General features: G+C 39.9%; 20 protein-coding genes. 9 read left to right on the top strand and 11 right to left on the bottom strand.

What is annotated here, in order from left to right; translation table 11 throughout:
- The first annotated feature begins 175 nt into the window (after positions 1-175).
- From tnpB to IGI44_RS07525, 4 genes are all read left to right on the top strand, one after another.
- Positions 176-1,318, top strand: coding sequence for an IS200/IS605 family element RNA-guided endonuclease TnpB (gene tnpB / locus IGI44_RS07540; protein ID WP_438787163.1), 1,143 nt, complete (start codon positions 176-178; stop codon positions 1,316-1,318).
- Positions 1,319-1,668: 350 nt separating this feature from the next.
- Positions 1,669-2,886, top strand: a complete 1,218-nt coding sequence (locus IGI44_RS07535) for a GNAT family N-acetyltransferase (RefSeq protein ID WP_438787162.1) — start codon at positions 1,669-1,671, stop codon at positions 2,884-2,886.
- The gene (locus IGI44_RS07530) at positions 2,873-3,382 is read left to right on the top strand and encodes a nucleoside 2-deoxyribosyltransferase (RefSeq protein ID WP_438787161.1); all 510 of its coding nucleotides are present in this window, start codon (positions 2,873-2,875) and stop codon (positions 3,380-3,382) included. The genes IGI44_RS07535 and IGI44_RS07530 overlap by 14 nt, the downstream gene beginning before the upstream one ends.
- Positions 3,372-4,034 carry a hypothetical protein gene (locus IGI44_RS07525; RefSeq protein ID WP_438787160.1) on the top strand — a complete coding sequence of 221 codons (663 nt, stop codon included), beginning with the start codon at positions 3,372-3,374 and terminating at the stop codon, positions 4,032-4,034. The genes IGI44_RS07530 and IGI44_RS07525 overlap by 11 nt, the downstream gene beginning before the upstream one ends.
- Positions 4,035-4,075: 41 nt before the next feature.
- On the opposite strand, the gene IGI44_RS07520 is transcribed toward IGI44_RS07525, so the two are convergent.
- Entirely contained in the window at positions 4,076-4,567 is a 492-nt protein-coding gene (locus IGI44_RS07520; protein ID WP_438787159.1) for a pyridoxamine 5'-phosphate oxidase family protein, read from the bottom strand.
- Positions 4,568-4,782: 215 nt separating this feature from the next.
- Between IGI44_RS07520 and IGI44_RS07515 the strand changes: the two genes are divergently transcribed.
- Complete coding sequence (locus tag IGI44_RS07515) at positions 4,783-5,514, top strand: HAD family hydrolase (protein ID WP_438788936.1); 732 nt, start codon at positions 4,783-4,785, stop codon at positions 5,512-5,514.
- Between the two features lie 249 nt (positions 5,515-5,763).
- Here IGI44_RS07515 and IGI44_RS07510 read toward each other — a convergent pair whose 3' ends face one another.
- From IGI44_RS07510 to IGI44_RS07485, 6 genes are all read right to left on the bottom strand, one after another.
- Positions 5,764-6,981, bottom strand: a complete 1,218-nt coding sequence (locus IGI44_RS07510) for an IS110 family transposase (RefSeq protein ID WP_438787158.1) — start codon at positions 6,979-6,981, stop codon at positions 5,764-5,766.
- Positions 6,982-7,237: 256 nt separating this feature from the next.
- Positions 7,238-7,924: a C39 family peptidase gene (locus IGI44_RS07505; protein ID WP_438788935.1), complete on the bottom strand. Its 687-nt coding sequence runs from the start codon at positions 7,922-7,924 to the stop codon at positions 7,238-7,240.
- A gap of 194 nt (positions 7,925-8,118) precedes the next feature.
- On the bottom strand, positions 8,119-8,805 hold the full coding sequence (locus IGI44_RS07500) for a hydrolase (RefSeq protein ID WP_438787157.1): 687 nt from the start codon (positions 8,803-8,805) through the stop codon (positions 8,119-8,121).
- Between the two features lie 38 nt (positions 8,806-8,843).
- Positions 8,844-9,458, bottom strand: a complete 615-nt coding sequence (locus tag IGI44_RS07495) for a glycoside hydrolase family 73 protein (protein ID WP_438787156.1) — start codon at positions 9,456-9,458, stop codon at positions 8,844-8,846.
- A gap of 9 nt (positions 9,459-9,467) precedes the next feature.
- Positions 9,468-10,250, bottom strand: coding sequence for a M15 family metallopeptidase (locus IGI44_RS07490; protein WP_438787155.1), 783 nt, complete (start codon positions 10,248-10,250; stop codon positions 9,468-9,470).
- 16 nt (positions 10,251-10,266) lie between these two features.
- On the bottom strand, positions 10,267-10,800 hold the full coding sequence (locus IGI44_RS07485) for a hypothetical protein (RefSeq protein WP_438787154.1): 534 nt from the start codon (positions 10,798-10,800) through the stop codon (positions 10,267-10,269).
- A gap of 162 nt (positions 10,801-10,962) precedes the next feature.
- Here IGI44_RS07485 and IGI44_RS07480 point away from each other — a divergent pair, with 162 nt between their 5' ends.
- The 3 genes from IGI44_RS07480 (at position 10,963) to IGI44_RS07470 (ending at position 14,179) form a co-directional block, all read left to right on the top strand.
- Positions 10,963-11,922, top strand: a complete 960-nt coding sequence (locus IGI44_RS07480; RefSeq protein ID WP_438787153.1) for a Gfo/Idh/MocA family protein — start codon at positions 10,963-10,965, stop codon at positions 11,920-11,922.
- Positions 11,923-12,021: 99 nt separating this feature from the next.
- Positions 12,022-12,615: an FUSC family protein gene (locus IGI44_RS07475; protein WP_438787152.1), complete on the top strand. Its 594-nt coding sequence runs from the start codon at positions 12,022-12,024 to the stop codon at positions 12,613-12,615.
- A 100-nt stretch (positions 12,616-12,715) separates the two neighbouring features.
- On the top strand, positions 12,716-14,179 hold the full coding sequence (locus IGI44_RS07470; protein ID WP_438787151.1) for an IS1182 family transposase: 1,464 nt from the start codon (positions 12,716-12,718) through the stop codon (positions 14,177-14,179).
- Between the two features lie 74 nt (positions 14,180-14,253).
- On the opposite strand, the gene IGI44_RS07465 is transcribed toward IGI44_RS07470, so the two are convergent.
- Positions 14,254-16,869: an FtsX-like permease family protein gene (locus tag IGI44_RS07465; protein ID WP_438787150.1), complete on the bottom strand. Its 2,616-nt coding sequence runs from the start codon at positions 16,867-16,869 to the stop codon at positions 14,254-14,256.
- Between the two features lie 12 nt (positions 16,870-16,881).
- Positions 16,882-17,583 carry an ABC transporter ATP-binding protein gene (locus IGI44_RS07460; RefSeq protein WP_438787149.1) on the bottom strand — a complete coding sequence of 234 codons (702 nt, stop codon included), beginning with the start codon at positions 17,581-17,583 and terminating at the stop codon, positions 16,882-16,884.
- A 161-nt stretch (positions 17,584-17,744) separates the two neighbouring features.
- Here IGI44_RS07460 and IGI44_RS07455 point away from each other — a divergent pair, with 161 nt between their 5' ends.
- Complete coding sequence (locus IGI44_RS07455; protein ID WP_438787148.1) at positions 17,745-18,203, top strand: hypothetical protein; 459 nt, start codon at positions 17,745-17,747, stop codon at positions 18,201-18,203.
- 9 nt (positions 18,204-18,212) lie between these two features.
- On the opposite strand, the gene IGI44_RS07450 is transcribed toward IGI44_RS07455, so the two are convergent.
- The gene (locus IGI44_RS07450; RefSeq protein ID WP_438787147.1) at positions 18,213-18,731 is read right to left on the bottom strand and encodes a nucleotidyltransferase domain-containing protein; all 519 of its coding nucleotides are present in this window, start codon (positions 18,729-18,731) and stop codon (positions 18,213-18,215) included.
- Between the two features lie 20 nt (positions 18,732-18,751).
- Positions 18,752-19,480 (bottom strand): gamma-glutamyl-gamma-aminobutyrate hydrolase family protein, encoded by a 729-nt coding sequence (locus IGI44_RS07445; protein ID WP_438787146.1) that lies wholly within the window; start codon positions 19,478-19,480, stop codon positions 18,752-18,754.
- Positions 19,481-19,567: the final 87 nt, after the last annotated feature.

The following is a 19,567-nucleotide window of genomic DNA, read 5'->3' as shown; positions in this document are numbered from 1 at the left end:
TAACGATTCAGGCAGAAGTCGCCCATCCTCTGTAGGTGGGGGATGAATGCCTTTCTATTTTGATTCTGTTCCCTTCTTGTTCCCCTTTTGGTATAATAAATCAACGAACAAACCTTAGAGAATAAAGGTTTCGTCTCTTAGCTTTATGACTATCAATGGAAAGCGAGCAAACGTGATGGAACGACTAAAAGCCTACAAATTCAGAATCTATCCAACAGAGGATCAAGAAGAATTTTTTGCTAGGACTTTTGGCTGCGTCCGTAAGGTCTACAATCTTATGCTTGGCGACCGTATGAAAGCGTATGAAGAAACCAAGAATGATCCCTCGAAGAAAAGATATTTCCCAACACCTGCAAAATACAAGAACGATTTTCCGTTCTTGAAAGAAGTCGATAGTCTTGCTCTAGCTAATGCACAACTTAATTTGAATAAGGCCTACAAGAACTTCTTTCGCGATAAATCGGTGGGCTTTCCTCGTTTCAAAAGTAAGAAAAATCCCGTTCAAAGCTATACAACTAATAATCAAAAAGGAACAGTCGCTTTGGTGGGGAATAATTTCATCAAAATTCCTAAGCTGAAATCACTTATTAGAATTACACTCCACAGACAACCAAAAGGGCTCATAAAATCGGCTACAATCTCCCGACATTCTAGCGGTAAATATTATATTTCTTTGTTGTGTAAAGAAGAAATCAGCGAGTTCCCTAAAACAAGCTCTGCGATCGGTATTGATTTAGGTATTACTGATTTTGCGATTCTTTCTGATAGTCAAAAATTCGATAATAATCGATTCACATCAAAAATGGAAAAGAAATTCAAACGGGAACAACGAAAATTATCGAGACGCGCGTTACTCGCTAAAAAATTAGGGAAAGACCTTTTTGAAGCGAGAAACTATCAAAAACAAAAGAAAAAAGTCGCTAGGCTACACGAAAAAGTAATGAATCAACGGACCGACTTTCTGAATAAGTTGAGTACAGAGATTATCAAAAATCACGATGTCATCTGTATCGAAGACTTAAACACGAAAGGCATGTTGCGTAATCATAAATTAGCCAAAAGCATTTCAGATGTATCCTGGTCTAACTTTGTCACTAAATTGCAATACAAGGCCGACTGGTATGGACGAGAAATTATCAAGATAGATAAATGGTTTCCGTCTAGTCAAATTTGTTCAGAATGCGGACACAAGGACGGCAAGAAGACACTCGACATTCGAGAATGGACGTGTCCTGTTTGTCATACTCATCACGATCGAGACATCAATGCGAGTATCAATATTCTGAACGAAGGATTACGACTCCAAACGTTGGCTTAGGTAACCACAAGAACCGTAGGAACTACGGGGATAGCTTGGTAAATAAGAGAAACCGCTGTGAGAAAAAAATGCACTTACAAGTATGCTCTCTTCCCAAGAAGCTCCCACTTCAAGCGTGAAGAACCGATAAGTTTAGCTAAGTGGTGAGTAGTTCACTCAGCACTGTCAATTATACCAACGATCGGAATAGAAAAAAAGTCTTTTCCCCTATTTCTAAAAGTCGGGAAGAGAAATATCATTCTTGTTTTGCTATACTTAGAATATAGATGAATTTTGAGGCTCCATTCTACCAGCTATTTAGCTAGTCTAGTGGAATAACTCATAGGATATTTTTTTTAGGAGATGAACGTATGGATAGTGACTTTAAGGAACAGCTCGTCTTAAAGCCTGTAGGTGAGGAACACTTAGCGCAATATGATGAGCTGCTTAGTTATGTCTTTCAAGTGACAGAAAGTGATATTGAAAACAGCGGATACGAGAATAAAAGAGAAATGGTGCGAGCGAAAAAGCCGGTCTTAGAACAATCAAAAGTTTTTGGCTGGTTCCATGGTGATAATTTGATTTCACAGATTGCCATTTACCCTTGTGAAGTAAATATTCACGGGAAGCTTTTCCAAATGGGCGGTGTTACTGGCGTTGGAACCTATCCCGAATATGCCAACCATGGCTTGATGAAGGACTTGATCAAAAAAGCATTGGTCCAAATGCGTGAGGATCAACAATGGATTTCCTATCTGTATCCTTACAATATCCCCTACTATCGCCGTAAAGGCTGGGAAATTATGTCTGACAAGCTCAGCTTTAAAATCAAAGACACTCAGCTACCAAAACAAGTCGACCTGCCGGGAATCGTTGAGCGTAGAGAAGTTGACGATCCTGATGTTTATCAGGTGTATCATGAGTTTGCGTTAAATAATCATGGGGCGATGATTCGGAAAGAATTGAATTGGGAAGAATATTGGCGCTTTGAAAATGAAGAGGAACGGATTGCGGCGATTTATTATGATGCCGACAAAAAGCCAACGGGTGTCTTGTTTTATTGGATTTCCGACGAAGTCTTCCATATCAAGGAAATGTTCTACTTGAATCAAGAGGCTCGAAATGGACTATGGAATTTTATCAGTGCGCATTTTTCGATGGTTTATTGGGTCAAAGGCGATATTTTTAAAAATGAACCACTCTCCTTCTTATTGGATGACAGCGAGATTACCGAGACGATTGCTCCTTTCTTTATGGCGCGGATCGTTGATGTAAAAGAGTTCTTGCTGGAATACCCATTTGAAAAACCAGTCGAACCCTTCTATTTTGAGGTGGAGGACCCCGTCGCTGAATGGAACAATGGTATTTTCGCTCTTAGCTGGAATGATGCTGGTGAGTTAACTATTTCCGATCAGCCCCAGGGAAGACGAATTGCATTGAATATTCAAACCTTGACCTGCATGCTGATGAATTATCGGCGGGCTGCGTATCTCGCACGAATTGAGCGGCTTGAGGCCGACAAAAAAGCAATTGAATTATTAGAAACAACAATCCCAGATATGGAGGCTTATTTTAGTGACTACTTCTAAACACATTTATTTTGCTGCACCGCTATTTGCACAAAGCGACTTACTTTATAACAACTATTTAGTTGAAAAAATTCGAGAAATTGATTCAACGCTTACTGTTTATTTGCCTCAGGAAAATGAAGGAATTAATGATAAATCAGCTTATGCTGATAGCAAAATGATCGCCCTTGCCGATACTGACGAGGTTTTAAAAAGTGATTTGATGGTGGCATTGCTAGATGGATTGACCATTGATGCAGGTGTTGCTTCTGAAATCGGTGTTGCTTACGCGAAAGGCATTCCTGTAATCGGATTGTATACAGATTCTCGGCAACAAGGCGCTGATAATCAAAAGAAATTGGATGCGTTGCAAACACCTGCGGAAAATCAATTTCATTACTTAAACCTTTATACTGTCGGTCTAATCAAATTGAATGGTACGATCGTCAGCACCGAAAAAGCGTTGTTGGAGCAAATCAAATCTTTTATAGAAGGTAGTGATTTCCATGACTTATAAAAAATACCGTTTGGCTCTTTTGATTTTTGGAGCAATCTGTTTGTTCTACAATATTTACGAGTTTGCAATTGGTAAATACTCCACTAAGCAAGGAGTGATCTTTGTAATTGAGTGTTTAGCCGGGATTGCTTTGATATTCCTACCTGAAATTATTACGAAATTATTCAAAATCATTTTACCTGAAAAAATTATTTATTTTTATTGGTTCTTCTTAGTGATTTCCGTCTTTTTAGGGACTTCGTTGCACATGATTTCGATCATTTCCTTCTGGGATAAGATCCTGCATACCGTGAGTCCAATGGTCTTGACAGCGCTTGGCTATGGCTTGATTGGATACTTCATGAAGGATGCCGATATCAGCAAAACATCCCCTTGGCTATTCTTGTTATTTGGTTTCGCCTTTGCCGGTCTTTGCGGCGTTTTCTGGGAGTTCTGGGAATTTCTTTGCGATACCGTTGCGGATATGAATCTTCAACGATATGCAACTTCTGCCGGGAAATTATTAGTCGGACGTGAGGCATTGATGGACACGATGGGTGATCTCTTAACCAATACGATTGGAGCGGTCTTAATGGGAATTTACGCACATGTTCAAAGTCGCGGAGATGCCGCTCACTTTGAGGAATATCGTTTGAAAAAGATCCGTAAGTAAAAAAAGATTGCAAACCGTTTTTAATGCGGTTTGCAATCTTTTTATTTATCCTCAGGATGAATATTTTCCTTCATCGTATAAGAGTCCAAAATAATTTTGATGATCCCAGTGCGCTTCAGCATGCCTTCAGGAATTTCATCATATTCAGCCCCTTTTGCCGCATGATCCATCAATAAATGCAAGGCTTTCCTTCTTTCCTCTAAATCTTCCAATAGCTCAGCTTTACCAAAACCAATCAAGCTTTGATATGCATAAGAATAAGCTGCCGCGTTTCTCATTCCTTCAACTAATTTGTGGTTGCCATCCATTTCTACTGCTACCTTAGGATCGTTTTTGATCATGGAAACTTTCTTACCTTCATTCGCACCGTGAACATAGAGCGTTAATTTCTCCTCGTTCCATTCATAACCAAAGTTCACGGGAACAACATAAGGATACTCTTCCCCGTTCAAAGCAATTCTTACTACTTGTGATTTTTCGACTAAATTCTTGATTGATGCTACATCTGTGACTTGTCGTTTTTTTCTTCGCATACTTTTCTTCCGCCCATCCATTTTTCTTTACTCTAATCATAATTGATTAGAATTTAAAAAGAAATCTTTTTTTTAGTTCCAAATACTGAAAATTGATAGACGGCGGTTTGTCTTTTTTAGTAGTAAAAACCTTTTCTAATCAACGATTTTGCTCTTTTTTTGTGTGATTTTTTGTACTAAAATAGCAACTGTAATAATTTGAAAATTTGCTGAAAATGAAAGGCGTGTCGATTTTGATTGAAACTGTCGTATTTGATATCGATGATACTATCTACGATCAACAAGAACCATTCCGTAAAGCAGTCCAGAAATTATTTCCATTAGTAAGCGAGGAAGATATGCTTCCCCTTTACACTCGTTTCCGCGTCCACAGTGACGCCAACTTTAACAAAGTCATTACTCAAGAGTGGACCTTAGAGTACATGCGTTCCCACCGGATCAGTCAATCACTGAAGGATTTGGATTATCCCCACATTACGGATGAAGAAGCGTTGACTTTCCAAGAGGTATACGAAGCAGAGCTTGATGCTATCACTATGCATCAGGAAGTTGAAAAAACCCTTGATTTTCTGAAAACTAAAAAGGTTCCAGTAAGCATCATCACAAATGGACCAACTGACCATCAATATAAGAAAATCCTTCAGCTAGGATTATTGAATTGGGTGAATGAGGACAATATTATCATTTCCCAAGCGACAGGTTACGAAAAACCGGATGTAGAAATTTTTGAGTTAGGAAAAAAACAATTTTCATTAAATCCTGAAAATTCACTGTATGTCGGTGATAATTTTAACAACGATGTAATCGGCTCAAAACGTGCCGGCTGGCAATCTCTATGGTTGAATCATCGTAATCGCCAATTACCCAAAGGGACGTCTCAGATCCAAGATATCGAGCTTACCTCTTTTGATCAATTATTACCTACGTTCCAACATATTTTTGCTTAAAATAAATTCGAAGAGGAGCTGTGACAAAAGTCTTGTCATAGCTCCTTTTTCCGAATAAACGGTGTTCCAGAAGTAGCTTCTTCGGAAATAAGCCGAAATTTCTTGAAGCTGACCACTTCTGTCACAACCTCTATCCTACGATTAGTCAAGAGAAACGAAGAAGAGCCTCTATTTATTTTTACCCACATCAAATAGCCCTCACTTTGCTTTTTTTTAAAGAAGGGAAAATCGTGGTATAATTACGCTATATTAATGGTCCGTTGAGACCGTGTACGAGTAATCGTACTTTGTCCCATTCCTAATCATGGCATGGAGACACTTTAGCAGCTTGTTCATACAAGCTACGATGGCAACCTTTTCTTTTTTCGGGAGGGGTTGCTTTTTTAATTTGTAATAGTAATCGACAATGTGATTTGGAGCAGCGTGTTGTGCTTTTATCATATTTTTGACAATAAAAAAGAGAATTTTTCGACCTTTTGGATTTCCACGTTTATTGATGTGGTCTTGTGCTAAATAGTTTCCAGATTGATAGCGCCTTATGTCAATACCAATATAAGCGTTGGCCTTTCTGGGATCAGAAAACCGTCGAAGGTCTCCTAGCTCACCAATGAACTGGGCAGCACTGAGTTCACCAATGCCAGGAAAACTAGCGATCACTGAAAATTCTTCCAACTGTTTGGCTGTTTCAATCATTTGGTTCGCTAAGCGTTCTTTCTGATTTAAAAGAGCTTGGAGCTGCTCCGCATAATAGCGTGTTTTTGCGACGGGTATCGCCGTTTCAGAAACAGCTGGATAGGAATCTTTGGCATAAGCAATCAGTTCATCTGCTTTGTTTCTTGCACGATTCTCTGAGATTTTCTTTGCGGTAGAGGCCATTAGACGATTTTTAATGATTGTCCTAGATTGTTTCAGCACGAATGATGGATGAGGGTATTGAGCGATCATCGTCAACCCATATGGCGTAAGCCTGTTAGACAAGACTTGTTCCAGTTCAGGAAAGGTTAGTTGGATGGCGTTGTGCAAGTGCATGCGCATACGTCCGATTTCATCCATGATTTCTTGATAGAATCTTGAAAGGTCTCTAAGTTCTTTATAGAGAGGTTCAGCTGAAACAGACTTCGTCCTTGAATTATTCCAATGAGTTTGTGCTAATCGATGCGCATCCCGTTTATCGGTCTTCCATTTTCTCAAAGATTCCTTTTCCATCTGTTGTTTGGCTTGAAGTGGATTTAAAATATAATAAATCAACTGATTCTTTTGACAAAAAGTTTCTACTGGTCGAGAGTAAATACCTGTCGATTCAAAGACAATTTCCGGCACTTCAGGTAAATTCTTAATAAGAGCATGTAATTCTTGAAAGCCGCTTTTGGTATGCGTGATTTCACCTTCATAAAGACACGTCATTTCTTGATACATCACATAAAAACTTTTTCCTTTTGAAACATCTAGTGCGACAATCGTTGCCATACAAATCCTTCTTTCTGTTTTAGAAAGTTCTTCACTACTCATTCCGATTCCAATTTCCTATACACGGGCTCGAAGCCCCAACATACTTAAACCTGATTCAAGAATGTAAGTGAAGAAGCTCGTTTTTAAATGCGGGCTTATATGCCGCCCATGAGGTTATGTCCGAGCTTTCTCTCACTTCTCACTATAATCCAAAAAGAAAAGATAGAGGGACGAATCAGCCGTCACTGATTCGTCCCTCTAATCTTAGTATGTTTTATTTGTCTTCCAAATATAAGGATTCACTGCCCATCAACTGATAAATTGCTTCAAAATCACTACGCTCCACGATTCGATTTTTGTAGCCATAGGGATCATTCACATAGACACTCTCTTCATCAACACCTGTGATAACGACGGCGTGACACAAGGGGGATACCTCTACTTCGCCACTAGTCGTTTGCCATACTCTAAAATCCTCGCTCGTTGGTACTTGAAAATCAACCGTGGTAACTACCCAGACAGGCGTTCCTGCTTGAACAACACTGGCTATCTTCGAAAATGAAGTATCTGTATCAGCAATGACTGTCTGATTGTTTTGAATAATTTGATTCGCTACTTCGGTAATCGGCTCGACTGCAACACCCATTGCATCATACCCCTCATAGATATTTCCTACGAAACCTTCATGAGGATTCCCGTAAATGGCTTCTCCCTCGTCTTCATAAAGAGGAACATAATCAAGCAGTTCAGCTAATTCATTTTTATCTGTTTCATAGCCGTAATAATTTAATAACATGGATAGTGCTGTAATCTCACAGCCGTTTTCCAGAGGAACCTCTCCAGCATTTTGATTCTCTAATGGGACATCAAGTAGGGTGTTGGCTGATAATTGTGCATCTGCTAGTACAACTTCTGCCTGCGATGAATCAGTTGTTTGACTATTGACCGGAGAACTTGCCATTTTACTTTGAAAAATGAGTCCACTGATGATAATAATTACTACACTCCCAAGATAGTTTACTCTTCGTTTGATTATACTCACCCCTTATCTTTAGCTTCAGGGAAAGTATGACAAGTAGAGCTTAAATAAACCTAAAACAACGGTAAGCTTCGTCAAAAAAAGCCTAGAATCATTATAGATTCTAGGCAGATTTCCTATTGATGATCCTCATCATATTCCATTTTACGGTATTTTTCCATCTTCTTACTAAATAAAACACCATTTGACGGCGGTGTATACGTAATTGCATTTGCACCGGCTTCAATCGTCGCTTCAATGGTTTCCTCATCTGGACCACCCGTAGCAATAATTGGAAGCTCAGGATACATTTCTCGAAAATGCTTCACCGCATCGACGGTATCCTTTCCGGCGCTGATATTAATGATGTCTACTCCGGCTGCTAATTTTTCTTCAATTTTAGAATATTTTGAAGTAACTGTGGCAATTACCGGAACATCTACGACATCTTCGATCGCTCGAATGGTCTCAACTGGTGTAGGTCCATTTACTACGACACCAAGACTCCCTTGCGATTCGGCAAACATCCCCATATAAGCTGAACGAGCCCCATGAGTGAGTCCTCCAGCTACTCCGGAAAAGACTGGAATATCTGCTGCCTCAATAATACTCTTTGTGATTGCCGGGTGCGGAGTGAAAGGATAAACAGCGATTACTGCATCCGCGTCGGTATTTCGGATAATCGCAATATCCGTTGTAAAAATAATGGAGCGAATCTTTTTTCCAAAAATGACGATTCCGGAAGCTTTTTGGATCACTTCTGGTACTCGTACGATGTCTTTTCGTAATTCGGTCATAATTTCAGGTGCCTTGTTTTCTGACATATCGGTCATCTCCCTAACAGGTTTCTAAACCAAGTTTACTATGAATGGTCGTATTGATCCAAATTATACGATTCAATCACACTGATGATCTTATTCGCATAGTCCGGATCAGTCGCGTAACCCGCAGTTTGGAGTGCTTGGGCTGCTTGTTTATAGTCAGTAGCAGTTAAAACCCCGGCATAAAGCTTAGGGTCCCAATTGGTGCCATTTACGAAGAGCATCGTATGATCATCCAAGGATTCCTCCCAAGAATTATAAACTTTAAAGTCCCCTTGAATCGTAATCCATTGTTCGTTAACGTATTCCTTTGTTTCTAGGCTAACCTTTGGCTGATTGCCAGATGCTTTAATACCGAAAAGATTCTTGTATTGACTCGCTAATTGTGATTGTCCCCAATTAGATTCTAAAATGGCTTGCCCTAAGATAATACTAGGCAATACCCCGTAGCCTTGCTGCAATTGCTTGGCATGGGGGGCTAGTTGATCAATGAACTGCTGACGAGAAAGTGTTTCTTCCTGCGGTTCCTTTTCAACCCCAGAATTTGATAATGTATGTAAAGAAAAAACGAAAGCCAACCCAATGACTAAGATCCCCGCAAAAATCAGAGGGATCGAAGCGTTGGTCTTCCGTTTTCGATAAGTTTTTTTAGGCATAGTGCCTCCTTACTTGGCTGACAACTGTTTCAAAAATTCTTCCAATGTTAAATCGTGTTTAGAAATATACTCGGCATTTTCTTTTCCAACGTAGCGAATATGCCATGGTTCATAAGTAATTCCTGTAATATCCTGGCGATCCTTCAGATAACGGATAATAAATCCATACTTAGGCGCATTCTCAGCAATCCATTTTGCCCCCGGGTGATCCCCATAGGATGCATCTAAGACTTGTGAAGAATACGTATTGTACCAGTCTTGATCCACGATGTCGATTGCTAAGCCTGTATGATGCTCACTATAGCCAGGCTCCGTGATTGTTTCTTTCGTCTTAGCAATGGCTTCTTCTTCCGACATCCCATTAGCGCTCATCAAGCCACTAACATTTGTGTCAAAGACTTCCTTTTGTGCCTCAACAGAACGGAACGCTGAAACAATAACCAATGGAAAGCCTGCTTTCGTTGCAGCTTCGGAAAATGCTTCATAATCCTTAGCGATACGGCTATCGACTTGATGACTATTGTCAGACAGTGTAGTCAACTGACTTTCAGCAACTTCTTTTTCAATTTTATTTTTGGGTCCGACTAGCACAAGATTCCAATCTTTTGCGTTCGAATCAGGCAATGCCTTTTGTACAGCGTTTTTCTTTGTTGCCGTCTTCTTTTTCTCAAAAGAATACGTCGTTGCAGTTTCTTTTTTTGAATCTGATTCTGCTGGTGTGCTGTAAAAAAGCGAATAGGCGGTCATCCCAAACATGATGATGACTGAAAGTAGTCCTACTGTTTTTTTCAATGTAAAAATCCTCTCGTTAATCGTCTAGCGACGTATAAGTCTCCGTTAAATTCTCATTTACCCAATCAAGTAAGGCCGTTTTCTTATGGGCACTAGCAATTTGATTTTGAATATGAGCTGGTAAACGAAAACTCAGTATATCACTGTAACCCCAATGATCATAATCGATTGTTACGCGCAAATCGATAAAATCATGGTTTTCCTCTTCATTTTTATTTTTAAAAGGAATCATCTCAACCTGAGCTAAGCCGCTGGCGATCCATTTTTGCGCGATGACTGATTTCATCTCACGGTATTCGGCAACCGCGGTTGGACGTTTTTCTGGGAACAAAAAGGTTTGGCGAATCACTTTTTGACTCAACATCCATTCGTAATCACTGAACAAGTTTTTGATTTTTTGATTCGCTTCTGGTGTTAAATTATTTTGGCCAGCTTTCCACTGTTGCCACTGAACCTCACTAACACCTAAATAATTCTGATAAAAATCTTGCTCTGTATGAAATTGTTCAAAAATGGCACTCATCACTAAATCTAAATAAATTTGATTCACGAAAAATCCCTCCTTTTCTATTCTACTGAATTTTTAGAAAAAAAACAGCTCTTTAGCAAATGGATTGAAATATTTTAACATTTACTGCTATACTTTGGAAAATGATTCAATAAATTTTTAACTTTTGTCCGCGCAATTTGAAATTACTTTAGGAGGAGCATTATGACAGACCTACAATGGGGCATCGTCGGACTCGGCGGCATCGCCCACAGTTTTGCAGAAAATTTCAATCAAACAACAAGTACTCTTACCGCTTGTGCCTCACGAACTTTAGAAAAAGCGGAAACATTTGCCAAACAATACAACTTGGCAAAAGCGTATGGCAGCTATGAAGAATTACTAGCTGATAAGGATATTTCTATTATATATATTGCGGTGCCAAATCGCCAGCATCATCAACATATCATGCAGGCTTTGGAAGCGGGCAAACATGTATTGTGCGAAAAAGCAATTACGATGAACCTTGATGAGCTGCAATCGGCGATAGAACTTGCTGAAAAGAAGAAGCTTGTTTTAGCAGAAGCGATGACGATTTTCAATATGCCGCTATACCATGAATTACACGCGTTAATGGACAGCGGCCGATTGGGCCAACTGAAAATGATCCAAGCACCTTTTGGCAGTTATAAAGAACCTGATCCTACCAACCGATTCTTCAATCCCGATCTAGCTGGTGGTGCCTTATTGGATATTGGGACCTATGCCGTTTCTTTTGCTCGCTGGTTCATGACTGAACAACCAGCTGTGATTGCCTCTACGATGGTTCCCTTTTCAACTGGGGTAGATGAGCAATCAGTGACCATTTTACAAAATGAAAAGAATGAACTAGCAACAGTCAGTTTAACCTTCCAGGCGAAAATGCCTAAAAAAGGAATTGTGGCTTTTGAAAATGGCTACATAACCATTGATGAGTATCCAAGAGCGGATAAAGCGGAGTTGTTCTTCAATGATGGAACCAAGGAATTGATTGAATCCGGCTTCTCTGAAAATGCAATGAATTACGAAATCGAACACATGGTACAAATGATTCAGGGAGAGCTTCCAAATAAATCCCTCTTCTTTACCAAAGATGTAATCGACATTTTAGACCAAATGCAGCAAAAATGGCAACAAAATCAATAGTTTTTTAAGCAAAAGGTGTTGTTTAGACAATGCCTTTTGTTTTTTTGTCAAAGTTCCGCTAAACTATTAAGTATAAAGAAAAGAAAGTAGGAGGAAGAATTGCAAATTGGTCGTTTTCGTTTAGGTATGCGAACGATAAAGACGGCACTAGCTGTCATGCTCTGTATTTTGTTATTCCATGTGACCGATCGTGGTTCTCCCTTGATCGCTGCACTGGCTGCCGTTTTTTCTCTGCGTCAGGATCTGACCACAAGTATTTCCTTTGGTCGTTCCCGCGTATTAGGAAACTCACTTGGCGGATTATTGGCCTTGATTTTTTACTATATTCAAGCTTTTTTTAAAAACGATTTTTTGATCGAGCTGTTTATTTTGCCTCTCTTTGTGATCTTAGTGATCGTTCTCTCTGATGGACTGAACAATAATTCGGGAATCATTTCAGCCATTGCTACGATGCTATTGATTGCCTTGAGTATCCCCCAAGGTGAATCCTTTGTGTATGCGCTGAATCGCGTTTTAGATACGTTTATCGGAACGATCATCGGAATTTCTTTAAACGGCATTATTTCTCCTCAAACGGATGAAAAGGAAAAGCAAATTAAAGAAGATTTAGTAGAGCTTCGCAAAAAGGAAGCGGACTTGAATAAGATGCTCTATGATGTACGCAAGCAAATAAAGGATCAAACCCATAAATAGGTTTGATCCCAGACTGTAGACAAAGTCCATTTTATGGATGATGTCTACAGTCTTTTCTTTTATAATAGATTTATGAAATCGAATACAAGGAGTGATAGTTATGATGTCTAAAAACAATACGAACGGTAGAAATCAATTTGCGATGCTCACGATTGATGATCTGGTTCCTCAAGATCACCTCGTTCGAAAGATTGATGCCGCGATTGATTTTGACTTTATTTATCCAATCGTCGAAGCCACTTACTCCGATTTAGGTCGACCAAGTATCGATCCAGTCATTCTGATCAAATTGGTGTTTATCCAGTATTTATTCGGCATCCGTTCCATGCGCCAAACCATTAAGGAAGTCGATACCAATGTCGCTTACCGCTGGTTTTTAGGCTATTCCTTCGAGGAGAAAATCCCCCATTTCTCAACTTTTGGAAAGAATTATGTCCGCCGATTTAGAGAAACGACGTTGTTTGAGGATATCTTTGCCTATATTTTAGAACAAGCAGTTAAAGCAGGTTTCGTAACAGAGGATAATTTGTATCTGGATTCTACCCACATCAAAGCCAACGCCAATAAGCATAAGTTCACGAAGGAAATGACCCATGATGAAGCGAAAGCCTATCAAGATGAATTAGAAGATGAGATCAATCGTCAACGAATAGAGGCCGGAAAACGCCCTTTTACTTTGGACCTAGAAAAGGAAGTGAAGCTGAAAGAAAGAAAAATAAGTAAGTCTGATCCGGAAAGTGGCTACTACGTCAAAGGTGAACGAGAAAAACAATTTGCTTATTCTGCCCATACTTCATGCGACGACAACGGATTTGTTCTCAGCACCATCATAACTCCTGGAAATATTCATGACAGTCAAGTCGCCTTTCAACTCGTCAAACAATCGAAGAGACTTTTTCCTGAAATCAATTGTGTTGTCGCTGATGCCGGGTATAAGACACCTAAGTTTGTTCACTTTTTGACTCATATGAACCTTCGACCTTGTTTGCCTTATTCAAGGCCCAAAGGGAAAAAGGGACTAGTATCAAAAAACGAGTTTCTCTATGACGAGTATTATGATTGTTACATTTGTCCGCAGGATCAAATGCTCGATTTTTCAACAGTCACTCGAGATGGATATCGTGAATACAAATCCAATCCAAAAGAGTGTGTGCACTGCCCTCTGCTAAACCAATGTACTAAAAGTAAAAATCATCAACGAGTCATCACGAGACATGTTTGGGGAGACTTAATGGATGAAGCGGAACATCTTCGTTTAACGGATCGGAATAAATCGATTTATAAAAAACGAAAACAAACGATTGAACGAATATTTGCGGATGCAAAAGAGAAGCATGGGATGCGTTGGACCAAGTATCGAGGTTTGGAAAAAGTCGCGACGCATACGATGCTGGTGTTTGCTGCAATGAATTTAAAGAAATTAGCCACATGGCTATGGAAAGGCAAGAAGCCTTTATTTTTTTGTCCTGAATTTCGAAAGAAATCAGATAAAAAGACGTCCCAAACTCAAATTTCGAGTTTGGAACGTCTTTTGTCTACAGTCTGGGATCAAACCCATAAATAGGTTTGATCCTTTATTTATTTTTTTCGATTGATAGAAAAAATCCAATACTTCAAACAAATTAACTGTTCGTCTTTTTAGTCATTTGCCTTCAATGCCTCAATCATGTCAATCTTCTTCAGTTTGAAATACATGATTACCCCAACAATCAATGTAAAGAACAACGTGATCAAGCTGGCATAAATATAGCTAAGGGGTTGAATATCTGGTGAAAACATCGTCATATCCAGTTCAACTGTTTGTAAAATATACCGATGTTCGATTTTTCCAAGAAATAATCCTAAAACAATCCCCATCAAGGTCAACAGAATATTCTCCCGATATACATAGCGAACGACTTCCCCATCATAAAAGCCTAAGACTTTAATTGTAGATAATTCTCGTATCCGTTCAGAAACATTAATATTGGTCAGATTATATAGAACAATGAAGGCTAACAGTCCAGCCGAAACAATCAAGACCCACATAATGATATTCAGACTCTTTACGGTATCCTTCAAGGCATCACGAGACTTCGACATAAAGCTGACATTTGCAATGGCTGAATTCTCCATTAATTGCTTCGCCAATTTATTTTCAGTTTTTTGCGTTGGCTCCATACTGAAAAGTAACAGATCCGTATTATAAACGGGATTTTCGGCAAAAGTTTTTTGATAATATGCTGGGGTCATGTAAATGAAATGACCAACATAATTTTCAGCGATTGCCGCTACTTTCACGGTATATTCCTTGCCTGCAATTGACTTGATCTTCAATTGACTACCCTTTTTTAACTCAAAGAGCTTGGCTAATTTTTCATTGATGATAACGCCTTTATCAGTCAACGAATACTGTTCATTGGTTTTCCGATTTTTAAAAGAGAGAAACTCAGAAAGATTCTTGGTTTCCTTTGGTACTGTCAAGCTAATCTCCTGTTTGGCGACCGCGTCTGTTTGTGAAGTAACCGTCTCTAAAGAAACAAACAAATGATCTTGAAAATCTGGCAAAGTTTCCAACTCTTTCCCATAGTTTTGTTCTTGGCTTTGCGAAGGCGGCTCAATGAAAACAGTCGTTCCTTGATAATGCCAAAGCTTATCAAATTGCAGAGAAACAATATCGCCAATTGAATCTCGCAAGCCAAATCCAGTAATAATCATGGACATACAGCCAGCGATCCCGATTATCGTCATCAACATCCGCTGCTTATAGCGAAATAAATTCCGCAATGTCACTTTTTGACTAAAGGACAGTCGGCGCCAAATAAAGCTTAAGCGTTCCAAGAAAATTCGCTTGCCCTTTTTGGGTGCTTTAGGCTGCATTAAAATTGCTGGGGTCGCTCTCAAATCATAACGTAAAACGAACCAGGCAGAACCAACAGAGCAAGTTAAAGCGACTGCTAGTGCAATCAGCGCATAAGACAGATACCAAGGCGTTGAGACATTTTCCAGATTATACAGCTGCCCATAAGCATTAAAAATAATCACTGGTAGCAAATAAAAACCGACTGTAAGGCCTAATAGGGTCCCTCCGCCACCTGCCAATGTCGCATACAACAGATACTTCTCCGCGATTTCCCCGTTACGATAGCCTAAAGCCTTGAACGTTCCTAATTCATTTCGCTTCTCTTCGACCATTCGCGTCATAGTTGTTAATGTGACCAGTGCGGCGATCAAGAAGAAAATCCAAGGAAATACCGAAGCCAGCGACGAGATGCGTTGAGCATTGTCTTTAAACTCACTGTAGCCAGGATTGTCTGAACGCGCAAAAAGATGATATTCAGGAGCAGGTAAGCGATCAATCATTTCCTGCTGCTTTTCTAAGCGTTCAATTTGTTTAGGAATTTCAGAATTTACTCCCGCTACAGCAGCCAATTGTTCTGGATTAAGCGCATCAAGTGTCAAGGACGTTTGCTGCTGAAAATTTTCTTTCGCTTGATCCAATTTCCCCTGCTGCTCTTTCTTCAAATCAGCCAAACGAATAGAAGCAATCTTTTTTAACTGCTGCTTCAGTTCCTTTTGATCTGTCTTTAAGCGGTTTTCATATTGCTCAGAATACGCGGAACTTTTTTCTAAATCCTGATAACGGACCAACGCCTCGGAATAAACCTTTTGCTTAAAATTCTCTGGTAAAATAAAGGCAAAACAGTCAATGGAGCCTTTGCCAACGGTGGTATTTCCACGGGAAATGTTTTCGATAAACTCAGGACTTTTAACAAATCCCACAACGTTATAGCTGTCCTGCTTAAAACTCTTATGCCAATCATCCGAAGTTAGATTAAAGCGTTGGTTCAGTTTATAGCCCTTTTCTTTGGCACGTTCGTCTAAGACAATTTCATTAGCATTTTTCGGTAGACGCCCGTCCGTAACCGATACGCGATTCATGCGTTGCTTCGTATCATAACTGAAAATACGAAAAATCTGATCCTCTTTACTCAAATTAATATCTTGAAAATAACGTCCCTCCGCCTTCACACCGTCAATTTCCTCCATCATTCGGAGTTCTTCATCGGTTATCCCTAATGAAGAGACCACGCGTGTATCAGCCAGCTTTTGCTTCTGATAATAGGCAGCCGCCGTCTTCAGCATATCAGGACCCGTTGCTCGCAGTCCGACATAAAAAGCAACACCTAAGAAAATGATACCTAAAATAGAAAAGAAGCGGGTTTTTGATTGGCGAATTTCACGCCAATTCGTGCGACGCATCGCTTTTTTCATCTTACTCACCTCTTACCATTGGATATCTTCAATTGATTGAGGTTGATCATTCAGCTCTTCACTTCGAACACGGGCATCATTGATTCGAATCACACGATCAGCCATTGGTGCAATTGCCGAGTTGTGGGTAATAATGACAACCGTTGTCCCATTTTCTCGAGCGGTATCCTGCAATATTTTTAGAATCTGTTTGCCTGTTTCAAAGTCTAATGCACCAGTTGGTTCATCACAAAGCAATAATTTAGGTCGTTTTGCCAAAGCTCGAGCGATCGTCACCCGTTGTTGTTCTCCACCTGATAATTGCGCTGGGAAATTATCCATTCGTTCACCTAAACCGACGGAGCGCAAAACAGCTTCAGGCTCTAATGCGTCCGAAACGATCTGCGAAGCCAGTTCAACATTTTCCTTTGCTGTCAGATTAGGAACCAAGTTGTAAAACTGAAACACAAATCCTACATCATTTCGTCGATAGGTAGTTAATTCTTTGTCATTGAAAGTGGCAATATCGGTCCCATCCACGACAACTTTTCCTTCATCACAGCTGTCCATACCGCCTAAAATATTCAACACCGTTGATTTTCCCGCTCCGCTTGGTCCCAGAATGACGGCAACCTCTCCTTTTTCGATCGAGAAATTTATTTTTTCATTCGCCTTAATAATGGTCTCACCCATCTTATAATGCTTACTCTCATCTATTACATCAATATACGACACTCTATAATCCCCCTTATCCATCGATAATTATTAACTCTTTTAGTTTAACATAGCACAAAAAAAAGCCAACGACAGATGCCGCTAGCATAAAAAACTTCTTCTAAAAAACAATTGAAAACTGCAGTTTTTGATAACATAATGAAGAAAAGGAGGTGCCATCTATGAATGAATGCATCGAATGTTATGCTACTGATCCTAAAGCAACACCCATACTAGGCAAAAAAGACTGTTTAGAAAATCATGAGCAATATATCTGTGGAACTTGCGGGAGATGTATCTGCTGTCAAAAAGACCCTATACGTCAATTACGACGTATCGATTTTCCCTTTAAAAGTGTGGAAATCGCAAAGCTTTATTTAAGAGTCGCAGATCAACTTCAGCAAGTACCCTGTGGCATCTATGAAATCATCAGTCAGACTGGACGAAAATCGTTCAAGATTTTTGTCAATGACCAAGCCTATGCAGATTACCTAAGTAAAAATAAAAAGAAAACTACGAATCACAATCAAGCCCTCTTCCGGCATGGAAAATATCAGTGCTTTCCAAAAACAGAAATACGAAAACTTAATCAACTAGAGGTTGATGCCTATCTCACTGCGAGTGAATCAAACAACCAATAGACCTATTTTTTAAGTAACGTTATCGTTCGGGTAACGAGCATTCAACCGTTCTAGATCAAGCTGATCGACCGTTCTCAGCTCATAGCCGCTGTGAAACAATCGTTGCCCTTCAACTGAAACACAGGGAATCCGGCGGCTTTCAAAAATAGCTTCTGAAAACCAAGCAGCTTCTAGCTCAAACCAGCCGCCTTCTGGATTGACCTGTTTCATCTTGTCAGGCTCACTGAGATCAAAGGGATGAAGATCCAGATAGCCGTGTTCAGGATGGTATAGCTCTACTCGGGTCGGACGTTCATCCGTCATGAGTTGATAGCCATGCTCCAACAGTTTTTCCATCAACACTGACTCAACAGAAGCATCGAAATCGATGTCAATATCTCGGTGCTCACGGGTTTGCTTGCCAAGAAGAAGATCGATTCCCCAACCACCCTCCACCCAGTACTGAATCTGCAGCTCATTTAGCAAATCAATGATCAAAAGGAAACTATCCTTGTCTGCGAGGGTCGTTTTGTTTGGTTCTATGGTCATTCTGCTTTCCTCCTGTTAAGTTATTTTCCATTCGACTGAACATGCGTCTGCTTGCAGGCTGTGAAAAATGCCGTCATCAACGCCTGATTCTCTGATGTAGTAGCATTGAAAAATTCCGGATGCCACTGAACGCCTAGAATAAATTTGGCACTAGGCACAGAAACGCCTTCGATCAAGCCATCAATTGAAACAGCCGTCACTTCTAATCCTTCACCTAATTCCTTGATGGCTTGATGATGGTAACTATTTACCCCCAATTTGTTTCGCTTCAACAATTGCTGCAGCAAACTATTCTCAGGTAGTTCCACCTCATGTTGAATTCGATCATAAGGGGCCATCATGTGATGGGCAATCTTGCTGGTATATTCACTTGGCAAATCTTGATAGAGCGTTCCGCCGTAAATCACATTCAGTAACTGTACTCCTCGACAAATTGCAATGAGCGGTTTATCCTTAGCGATTACCTCTTGCATAAAAAAATATTCCATTGCATCACGCGTTAGATTTTGCTCGCCGCAAACCGCTCTTTTTTCTTCGTCGTATAAAGAAGGCGTCACATCCTGCCCACCAGTAAATAGAAAGCCATCGCAAATTGTAAAAAATGGCAGCAACGTTTCTTTATTCGCTGTTAACGGCAGCACTAATGGAATTCCACCATTTTTCTCAATCAGCTCTTGATACCCCGGCAAGAGCCAAATGCTATCACGATCATCGTCGTATAGCGGCATTATACCAATTATCGGTTTCATCGTTTTCTCCTTTTAATTGAATTTTCCTTCACAAAAACTTGTGAAAAAATTTTACCATAAAATGACCGTCACCGCAGCCTGCTCATT

It is taken from the genome of Enterococcus sp. DIV0756 (assembly GCF_051710745.1).
Taxonomy (GTDB): Bacteria; Bacillota; Bacilli; order Lactobacillales; family Enterococcaceae; genus Enterococcus_A.
The sequence above is the reverse complement of the archived record's forward strand: the minus strand, read 5'-3'. Positions and strand labels throughout refer to the sequence as shown.